Origin of the sequence: Pseudomonas sp., from assembly GCF_037994325.1 — a bacterium.
Classification (GTDB): domain Bacteria; phylum Pseudomonadota; class Gammaproteobacteria; order Pseudomonadales; family Pseudomonadaceae; genus Aquipseudomonas.
In genome coordinates this window covers 1-8,708 of the sequence record NZ_JBBNAH010000208.1, presented here as the reverse complement: position 1 = coordinate 8,708, position 8,708 = coordinate 1, and the positions used below count along the sequence as shown (strand labels likewise).

Below are 8,708 nucleotides of genomic sequence, written 5' to 3'. Positions count from 1 at the left end.
GGTGCGAAGATCATTCAGCAAACACTATTCACCCGCAAAACGCTGAATCCCCGCCTGCGCGGGGACGACGGTGAAACAGCTACTGTTTGTTCAAGTCCCAATCAAACCGGTAGCGGGTATCGCCCTTAAAGCTCTTTAACTGCTGCGCCAACGCCGGTTCGGCGTACTTGAGTAGATGCTGCTGCACGCCCTCCTCGCCGCCAAAGTCCTTGGCGTACCAGTCGTAGAGGCGCGACAGCACTAATTTGTTGTCCTCAAACGCCACGCCACGGGAGCTATTGATATAGGCGCGGGCGCCATCGTTTAGCTGTTGCTCGGTGTTTTTCGCGCTGAGGGTAAAGCTCGGTAGGTTCGGGCAACCGAGGCTGGCGCAATTGAGCAGATAAAACAGCCGAGGATCGGGCCAAAACGGTCGCAGAATTCGGTGCTGAATGTCGTTGAGGCTGAGTTTCTCGCCAGCTACTTTGGTGACCTTTTTGTCCCACGGCCCGAACTGGTACCAGGCGCCGAGGCTGGTGATGGAGTCCACCGGGTACTTTTTCAGCACCAGTTGGGTCACCAGGGCGTTGTAGAGATTGACCCAGTAGGCGAACTGTTCAGCCCGGGTGAACTGCCGCGGGTCGAGGTCGCTGAGCTGCTCGATATACACATCCAGCAAGCGCCGGTGCACGGAGTCGACATGGGCGTAGTCGAAGCGGGCGATACCGTCTTTGGGGCTGGTTTTCAGGTAGCGGGTCAGCAGTTCCTGCCAGGCACTGTGGTCGATATGGGCTGCGCGGCTTTCGTCGCTGGCGTTCCAGATATCCCAGGGGTCAGCGGATGGCGCGGCAGAAGCGAAACCAGCAAATAGCAGAGAGGCAATAACAAACAGGGTGCGCAACCGGCGCATAAAGTCGTTCTCCGTAACGGCTTCACGGGCCGTTGTCTGCTGCGTGGGACAGGCCTGAACGATGCGAGTTCCGCCGCACAAGGGCGTGGCAGTGCTGTGCTAGGCTGCGGCCATGACTGAAAACCCCACCTCCTCTGCGCCCGTTGAACTGGATAACAGCCTGGATCTAGCGGACCAGGTGCTGCACTTGCTGCGTGAAGCGCCAGACGGTTGCAGCGAATACCTGCTGATTCAGCAATTGAAAAAATGCCACTCAACGCACATTCCCAACCTTGATCTGACCGACAAGCTGGTGCTGTTTCGCACGCACTTCTTGCTCTTCAACGCCCTGTACTTGCTGCGCGACCGTCTTTGGCAGGCGCAAACCGCGCATTTACAGATCAGCCCGCTGAGCATTCAACTGCTGCCCTACACCGCCGGCCATGCCGAACTGAGCGAAGCCGATCCGTTGCGCGCGTATTACCTCGACTTAAGCCATTTGCACGGCACCAGCGAGCGTGATGTGGAGAAACTTCTCACCAGCTTCTGGAAGCGCATGCAGGGCGGTGACGAAAAGCGTGCGGCGCTGGAGTTGTTTGAATTGGATGGCAGCAGCGCGACGCTCAATCTCGCCATTATCAAACAGCGTTACCGCCAGCTCGTCAGCCAGCACCATCCGGATCGCGGCGGTAGCACTTCGCGGCTGCAGTCGATCAATTTGGCGATGGAAATTCTTGCTCGCTATTACCGCTGACCTTTAGAGACCCATTTGCTCTAAAACCACGCCCCACGCGGCCTCCAGCCCCTGCCTATACTGCGACATACGGTCGCATTGGTTCGGCCCTGCACCCTGTAGCGCTACTCATGCGTGCCGGGCGCTACGCTGGGGGGCGACCGTTATAACAAGAGGAGGTGTCTCGTATGATCCATCACGTTTGGGGGCTTTTCGCGCATCCTGACAGAGAGTGGCAAGAGATCCGCGGCGAAGAAGAAAGCATCAGCCACATGTATTTGACCCATGTACTGATCCTCGCGGCGATTCCCGCAGTGTCTGCCTATATCGGCACAACTCAGGTCGGCTGGACGGTGGGCAATGGCTCGCCGGTAATGCTGACCGAAGCCAGTGCGCTGTGGATGACCGCCATGACCTACCTGGCGATGCTAGGCGGTGTGGCGGTTATGGGCGCGTTTATCAACTGGATGGCCCGCACTTACGACGCCAGCCCGGATATGGGCCGCTGTGTCGTGTTTGCTGCCTATACCGCAACGCCGTTGTTTATCGGCGGTTTAGCGGCCCTTTATCCCAACCTGTGGTTCGCCATGTTCGTGGGAACGGCGGCGATCTGTTACACGGTTTACCTGCTCTATGTCGGCATACCGACCTTTATGAACATTCACCAGGACGAAGGCTTTCTGTTCTCCAGCTCGGTGCTGGCGGTAGGCCTGGTGGTGCTGGTGGCGATGATCGCCATGTCGGTTATTTTCTGGGAAATGGGCGTAGGCCCGATCTATCGGAGCTGAGGCCTGGCCTGCACAAAACGAAACCGCCGTTTGGCGGTTTCGTTGTTTTAGGCAAACGGCCGGCGGCGTGCTTGGGCATAATCGCGCCTGTTATCCGGAGGAACTCGATGCCCGAACTGCTGAATGCTCGTGTCGAGGCTTGTTACCTGCAAGCCGAAGCGTTTTTCAGACGCCGCTTTAACCGCCCCATCGTCAGCCTCAAATTACGAGGCCAGAAAGCCGGGGTGGCCCACCTCGATGAAAACCTGCTGCGCTTTAACCCCAAGCTCTACGCCGAAAACCGCGACCACTTCCTTAAACAAACCGTGGCCCACGAAGTGGCGCATATGATCGCCCGGGAAATGTTCGGCCCGCACATTCAGCCCCATGGTGAGGAATGGCAACTGATCATGCAGGGCGTTTACGAACTGCCGGCAGACCGCTGCCACACCTACGAAATTCAGCGCCGCAGCGTCACCCGTTATGTCTACAGCTGCGCCTGCCCCGACCGCGACTTCCCCTTCTCCGCCCAACGCCACACGCTGGTACGCAAAGGCCGCCGCTACTACTGCCGCAGCTGCAAAGCGACCTTGGTGTTTAGCGGGCAGCAGCGCGAAGAATAAACACCCCGTAGGGTGTACTGCGCACCAGACCGTTTCAACGTTTGCGCTCGGTGCGCACAGCACACCTTACGGCTTAGCTAAAAACCGGTCTAAAGAAGCTGCGCTCGTAACTGAGAACACATTGGGTGTCCTTGGCATATTGAAACGCCGCCAGGCACTCGGGGTCTTGCATCGAGTCGTGGCGGTACTGTTCGTAGGCCGCCAGGCTTGGAAAGGTGAACAGCGCCAGGGCGATATTGTTGGCGCCTTCGGAGGGCAGGAAGTAGCCGTGGTGTTGGCCGCCAAAGCGTTCCACCAGGGGAATCCACAGCGTGCCGTAGTGCTCGAATTCCTTGAGTTTATTGGGGTCGAGCACGTAGCGCAGGTAGCAGGTGACCACTCGTTATGTCCCTTTGCGATTATTTGCCGACGTTGAAATCCTTGCCCCATAGGCGTACAGATTTCGGCCCTTCAACCGGCCCTTGGAAAATAAATTTCTGCCGCACACCGGTTTTCGGCGGCACAGTCACTTCTTCAGGGTTGGCAACGTCGGGCGCCAGGCCGCTGGAATAGTCGTCTTGGTCGATGGCCAGCAATGCACCGTTAGCCCACAGATTGATCAGACGCACCGGTTTGTCCGTGAGGTTTTTAAAGCCGAACAAGGCGCTGAGGTTGCCCTCGACCGCCTCGATTTTCAGCAGCTTGACCTCGACCTTGCCATCCAACTGGTCGAACTGGGAGATGATCAGCGCCCCATCGGCGCCTTGCGCCGATTCACGGCCTTCGGTCACGCCTTCGGAGGCGCCACCAAGCAGATTTTTACCAGCGGAGATGGCCGATGACACCGCGGCCTTGGCCGACTCTTTCAGCGTGCTGGTTTCGCCCGCCGGCTCTTCGCCGTAGGCAACGCCTGCGCTGAGTAACAGCGCCAGTGCCATGCTTATCCCTGAATGCTTGCCCATGCGTGTTGCTCCTTGAACTGCGCGTGGTGAGGTGGGCTTTTTAGCACAAGGGGCCGTGGAAAGCAGCCGCGCCTAACGCCTAGGCGATCACCTTTCCAGCACGCAGCTGGGCAATCTGTTCAGCGCTATAGCCCAACTCCGTCAGCACTTCAGCGGTGTGTGCGCCCACTGGCGCGCCAATATGCCGAGGCGCAGGCAATGCGCTGGAGAATTTGATCGGGCACGCGATTTGCCGCTGCGCAGGTTTGCCGTCGCGTGGCACCTCGACCACCAGTTCGCGGGCCTGCAACTGCGGATGCTGCACCGCTTCGGCCAAGCTGAGCATGGGCTCAACGCACACATCCAGCGCAGCAAAAATCTCGTTCCATTCGGCGGAGTCGCGTTTTTCGAACTCCAACTGAATCTGCTGCTTTAGCACACGTTGCTGCTCAGGTTTGGGCGACAACCCGTGGGCGGCCAACTCGGGCCGGCCAATCGCCGCACAAAACGGCTGCATAAACTGCGGCTCCAGGCTGCCGACGGAAAACCAGCGGCCATCGCGGCTGCGGTAGTAGTCGTAAAAGCTGCCGCCATTAAGCGCCTGGCTTTCCATTTTCGGCTCTTCGCCACAGGCCAGGTAACCGGCGCCGGCCATGGCGTGCAGGCTAAAGACACAGTCGGTCATGCTGATATCGACGTGCTGCCCTACCCCAGTCTGCTGGCGTTGAATTACCGCGGCCAATAAGCCGACCACGCCGTGCAGCGAGCCGCCGGCAATATCGGCTGCTTGAATGCCCAGCGGCAGCGGGCCCGTGTCCAGGCGCCCGGTTTGGTCGGCGATGCCAGACAACGCCAGGTAGTTGATGTCATGCCCGGCGCGATCTTTGTACGGCCCGGTCTGGCCATAGCCGGTAATGGATACATAAATAAGCCGAGGATTGATCGCCTTTAACGCCTCATAACCGACACCCAGCTTGTCCATCACCCCGGGGCGGAACTGCTCGAGCACGATGTCGTACTCCTGCACCAACTGCTTGACCACCTCCACCGCTGCCGCCTGTTTCAAATCCAGGGCGATGCCGCGTTTATTGCGGTTCAGGTAGGCATGGCTGGCCGCCACGCCTTGATCGTGGGGCGGTAATAGACGGACCAAATCCACACGGCTGGGCGACTCCACGCGCAACACATCTGCGCCCATATCAGCCATAAGCAGCGAGGCAAAGGGCCCCGGCAGCAGGGTGGAGAAATCCAGAATTTTCAGCGAAGACAGCGGACCGCTCATGGCTTTTCCTTTTTATTGTTGGGTAGTCCGGCACTAGAGTTTGAAAACCTGACGGGCATTGCCGTAGAGGAATTTAGCGAGCACCTCATCGCTCAGCGCCAACTCTTTTACCTGGCTCGTACACTTGTGCAACGACAGCTGCGGAAAGTTGCTGCCAAACAGCACCTTGTCCTGACCATAGCTGCTTATAAAGTGCAAAAGCTGCGGCGGGTAGTAGCGCGGTAGGTAGGCGGAGGTGTCGATATAAATGTTGTCGTGCTTCCAGGCCAGGCCAATCATTTCATCGGTCCAGGGGTGGCCGATATGCCCGGCGACAATGCGCAGCTCGGGGAAGTCCAGCGCCACTTCATCCAGATACGGGACCGGCCGCCCGGTTTCCGAGGGCATCAATGGCCCGGTATGACCCACCTGGGTGCAGAACGGAATATCCAGTTCAATGCACTTCACATACAGCGGGTAGTACAGGCGGTGGTTAGGCGGCAACTTCCACAGCCATGGCACGATGCGCAGGGCCTTAAAACCCAATTCGGTCACCGCCCGCTCCAGCTCGCGAACGGCTGCCAACGGTTTGCTCAAATCTACCGTGGCCACGCCCACAAACCGCTCTGGAAAGGCCCGGGTAAATTCGGCCACCTCATCGTTGGTGCATAACCAACGCTCCGGCCGACACCAGGCGGCGAGCATCAGCTTATCGACGCCGCCCTGATCCATCAGCGCCACCGTTTGCTCCGGGTTCAGATGCTGCTTAAGCAAATGCGCCGAGCCGGATTTCTCGAACAGCCGCGCCACTTCCGGCAGCTCCTGATGGGTACGGCCGGTGGCGACCTGCGCCCAGGCATCGATGGCATTCATGGCCTTGCCCTCCTTGCGATCAGAGCTTCATGCCGCGGCTGATAATCTCTTTCATGATCTCCGAGGTGCCGGCAAAAATGCGCTGGATACGCGCATTCGCGTACATCTTGCAGATCGGGTATTCCCACATATAGCCCCAACCGCCATGCAGTTGCACGCCTTCGTCGACCACCTTGCCGAGCAGTTCAGTGGTAAACAGTTTGGCCTCGGCGGCGACTTCAGGGGTGAGCTTTTTCTGGTTGTGGTCCATGACGCAGCGGTCGACAAACACCTGCGCCACGTCGACCTGGGTGCGCATTTCCGCGAGCTTGAAACGGGTGTTTTGAAAGTGCGAGATCGGCCGGTCGAAGGCTTTGCGCTCTTTTACGTAGTCAATGGTGACCTGCAACGCCGCCTCGGCACCACCAACTGCGCCGCAGGCGTTGGTCAGGCGCTCTTGGGCCAGCATATTCATCAAATAAAAGAAGCCACCTTTGGCGTCGCCCAGCAGATTTTCCTTCGGCACTTTGACGTTGTTGAAGAACAGTTCAGCGGTGTCTTGGCTCTTCATGCCGAGCTTTTTCAGGTTGCGCCCACGCTCAAAACCTTGCATGCCGCGCTCGACCAAGAACAGGCCCATGGCGTGTTTGTTGGCCAGGTCAGTTTTTGCCGCGACTATTACCAGGTCCGCCAGCAGGCCGTTGGAGATAAACACCTTGGAGCCGTTGAGCTCGTAGTGGTCGCCCTTGTCCACGGCAGTGGTACGCATGCCGGCCAGGTCGGAACCGGCGCTGGGTTCAGTCATGGCCACGGCCAGAATGCATTCACCGCGAATAATCGCCGGCAGAAAACGCGCTTTCTGCTCGGCATTGCCATAGTCGGCGATATACGGGCCACACAGCGCCGAGTGCAGCGGCAACATAAAGCCGGCCTCGTTAATGTTGGCCAGCTCCTCGCACATAATCTGCTCGTAGCGGAAATCCTTCAGGCCGCTGCCGCCGTATTCTTCGTCGGCCCAGGGCAGCAAGAAGCCCATTTCGCCGGCCTTTAACCACACCTCGCGGCTGACCACACCGGCCTCCTCCCAGGCGTCCTGATGGGGCACCACTTCTTTTTGCAGGAAGGCGCGAAAGGCGTCGCGAAAAAGAGTGTGCTCGGTTTCGAAATGGATGCGTTGCATGCGGTGGGTTCCCTGTCGATTTATTGTCACGCAGGGTAGGCGCCGCTCGCCGCAGGGCTCAATGACGCATGTGCTCAGGGAGGGTTGACGTATTCGGTCAAGCCCTACCACGCGTAGGGTGTGCTGTGCGCACCGAGGGGTAAACGCGGAAATCGCCCGGTGCGCGCAGCACACCCTACGAGATCAACAGCGCTTAGCGTCGGGTTATTAAGCCTTGGCGCGCCACGCGAACCAGGTCATGCACGCATGCTTCAAGGTTGTCAGCACTCGGCGCCTGCACCACGGCTAAGTCAAAACTATCGCGCGCAAAGCGTTGCAGCGATTCGTCATTGGCCACGAACTGAATCAAAAACGTACGGGGTGCGCCCCAGCGTTTCGGCCAGCCTTCGAGGTAGCGTACGAGGGTCGGTTGATGGTTGCCGCCCAGAAGGATTTTTGGATTGCGCAGGGCCAGACCGCTGGTGATAGGTGCCAAACGCAGCAGGGGGCGCAGGTTCAAAGGGGCAATAGCAGGCAGTGGCGCAGGGGCCGGGGAAACTGGGGTATTTAAAGCAGTGGGGGCATTCATGTACGGCTCTCTCGCCTCAGAAGCTGTGCAGGCAGCGGTGAGAGGCAACACCGAACCAGCGCTTTAGCGGTATTTAGAAGCGGGTGGTCCCGTCTTCAGTAGCGCCCCGCAAGTAGCTGTTTAAATCGGCGCTGGCGGCAATCCTAGGGAAGCAGCCTCTAGGCGTCAAGCTTGGGCTGCCTGGCCTGAGGCCGCCTGCCAACCCAACCTTAGGTTAGATTCGGCACGATAGGCTGGAAAAAACCGGCCCTCTTCCCTCTCGCCCAGCACCCAAGAGGCCCGGCATAAGTGGCCAAAAGCCGCGCCCGCCGTTTCAGCCAGTAACAGGGGAAACACCCAAAATTGTCCGACAAAACACGCAAACATGTCGGAAATATCCGACTTAGAGCCACGCCCGGCGTTTCGCTTGTAGTGGCATGAATCCTGTACTACCGCTTGCGCTGTAGTACGCGCCTTGGACGGGCGTGGGGGCTGCCCTGGATGGCGACGACTGCCTTATTCTTCCCTTACGAGAGCGCACATGAACAACAATAAAACTCTGCTCGCCCTCTGCGTCGTTTCTGGTTTGCTGATTTCCAACCAGGTCGATGCAGCTTCAACCGGTTACACGCAAACCAAATACCCGGTGGTACTGGCCCACGGCATGCTCGGTTTCGACAGCATTCTGGGCATCGACTACTGGTATGGCATTCCCAAAGCCCTGCGCAGCGACGGCGCCAAGGTGTACATCACCGAGGTCAGCCAACTCGACACCTCGGAAAAACGCGGCGAGCAATTGCTGGCGCAAGTGGAAGAAATCGTCGCCATTAGCGGCAAGCCCAAGGTCAACCTGATCGGCCACAGCCATGGCGGCCCGACCATCCGTTATGTAGCGGCTGTGCGTCCCGATCTGGTTGCCTCGGCCACCAGCGTTGGCGGGCCGCATAAGGGCTCAGC

The 8,708-nt window shown here is 58.8% G+C and carries 11 protein-coding genes; 4 read left to right on the top strand and 7 right to left on the bottom strand.

Features of this window, described 5'->3' with window-relative positions; all coding sequences use genetic code 11:
* Positions 1-79: 79 nt before the first annotated feature.
* Positions 80-889: a DUF547 domain-containing protein gene (locus AAAB16_RS07025; protein WP_340662698.1), complete on the bottom strand. Its 810-nt coding sequence runs from the start codon at positions 887-889 to the stop codon at positions 80-82.
* Positions 890-1,001: 112 nt separating this feature from the next.
* On the opposite strand from AAAB16_RS07025, the gene AAAB16_RS07020 reads away from it, so the two are divergent.
* The 3 genes from AAAB16_RS07020 to AAAB16_RS07010 all read left to right on the top strand — a co-directional run bounded on the left by AAAB16_RS07020 (position 1,002) and on the right by AAAB16_RS07010 (position 2,991).
* Positions 1,002-1,622 (top strand): DNA-J related domain-containing protein, encoded by a 621-nt coding sequence (locus AAAB16_RS07020; RefSeq protein WP_340662697.1) that lies wholly within the window; start codon positions 1,002-1,004, stop codon positions 1,620-1,622.
* 167 nt (positions 1,623-1,789) lie between these two features.
* The gene (locus tag AAAB16_RS07015) at positions 1,790-2,389 is read left to right on the top strand and encodes a Yip1 family protein (RefSeq protein WP_340662696.1); all 600 of its coding nucleotides are present in this window, start codon (positions 1,790-1,792) and stop codon (positions 2,387-2,389) included.
* A gap of 107 nt (positions 2,390-2,496) precedes the next feature.
* Positions 2,497-2,991 carry a SprT family zinc-dependent metalloprotease gene (locus AAAB16_RS07010; protein WP_340662695.1) on the top strand — a complete coding sequence of 165 codons (495 nt, stop codon included), beginning with the start codon at positions 2,497-2,499 and terminating at the stop codon, positions 2,989-2,991.
* Between the two features lie 73 nt (positions 2,992-3,064).
* Here the strand turns inward: AAAB16_RS07010 and AAAB16_RS07005 are convergent, their stop codons facing one another.
* The 6 genes from AAAB16_RS07005 to AAAB16_RS06980 all read right to left on the bottom strand — a co-directional run bounded on the left by AAAB16_RS07005 (position 3,065) and on the right by AAAB16_RS06980 (position 7,703).
* Positions 3,065-3,370 (bottom strand): NIPSNAP family protein, encoded by a 306-nt coding sequence (locus AAAB16_RS07005; protein ID WP_340662694.1) that lies wholly within the window; start codon positions 3,368-3,370, stop codon positions 3,065-3,067.
* A 19-nt stretch (positions 3,371-3,389) separates the two neighbouring features.
* The gene (locus AAAB16_RS07000; protein ID WP_340662693.1) at positions 3,390-3,932 is read right to left on the bottom strand and encodes a hypothetical protein; all 543 of its coding nucleotides are present in this window, start codon (positions 3,930-3,932) and stop codon (positions 3,390-3,392) included.
* 79 nt (positions 3,933-4,011) lie between these two features.
* Complete coding sequence (locus tag AAAB16_RS06995) at positions 4,012-5,193, bottom strand: CaiB/BaiF CoA-transferase family protein (protein WP_340662692.1); 1,182 nt, start codon at positions 5,191-5,193, stop codon at positions 4,012-4,014.
* 33 nt (positions 5,194-5,226) lie between these two features.
* The gene (locus AAAB16_RS06990; protein WP_340662691.1) at positions 5,227-6,045 is read right to left on the bottom strand and encodes an amidohydrolase family protein; all 819 of its coding nucleotides are present in this window, start codon (positions 6,043-6,045) and stop codon (positions 5,227-5,229) included.
* A 19-nt stretch (positions 6,046-6,064) separates the two neighbouring features.
* Positions 6,065-7,204, bottom strand: coding sequence for an acyl-CoA dehydrogenase family protein (locus tag AAAB16_RS06985; RefSeq protein ID WP_340662690.1), 1,140 nt, complete (start codon positions 7,202-7,204; stop codon positions 6,065-6,067).
* 193 nt (positions 7,205-7,397) lie between these two features.
* Positions 7,398-7,703 (bottom strand): class I SAM-dependent methyltransferase, encoded by a 306-nt coding sequence (locus AAAB16_RS06980; protein ID WP_340662689.1) that lies wholly within the window; start codon positions 7,701-7,703, stop codon positions 7,398-7,400.
* 589 nt (positions 7,704-8,292) lie between these two features.
* On the opposite strand from AAAB16_RS06980, the gene AAAB16_RS06975 reads away from it, so the two are divergent.
* A partial coding sequence (locus AAAB16_RS06975; RefSeq protein ID WP_340662688.1) for a triacylglycerol lipase occupies positions 8,293-8,708 on the top strand: 416 nt, incomplete at its 3' end.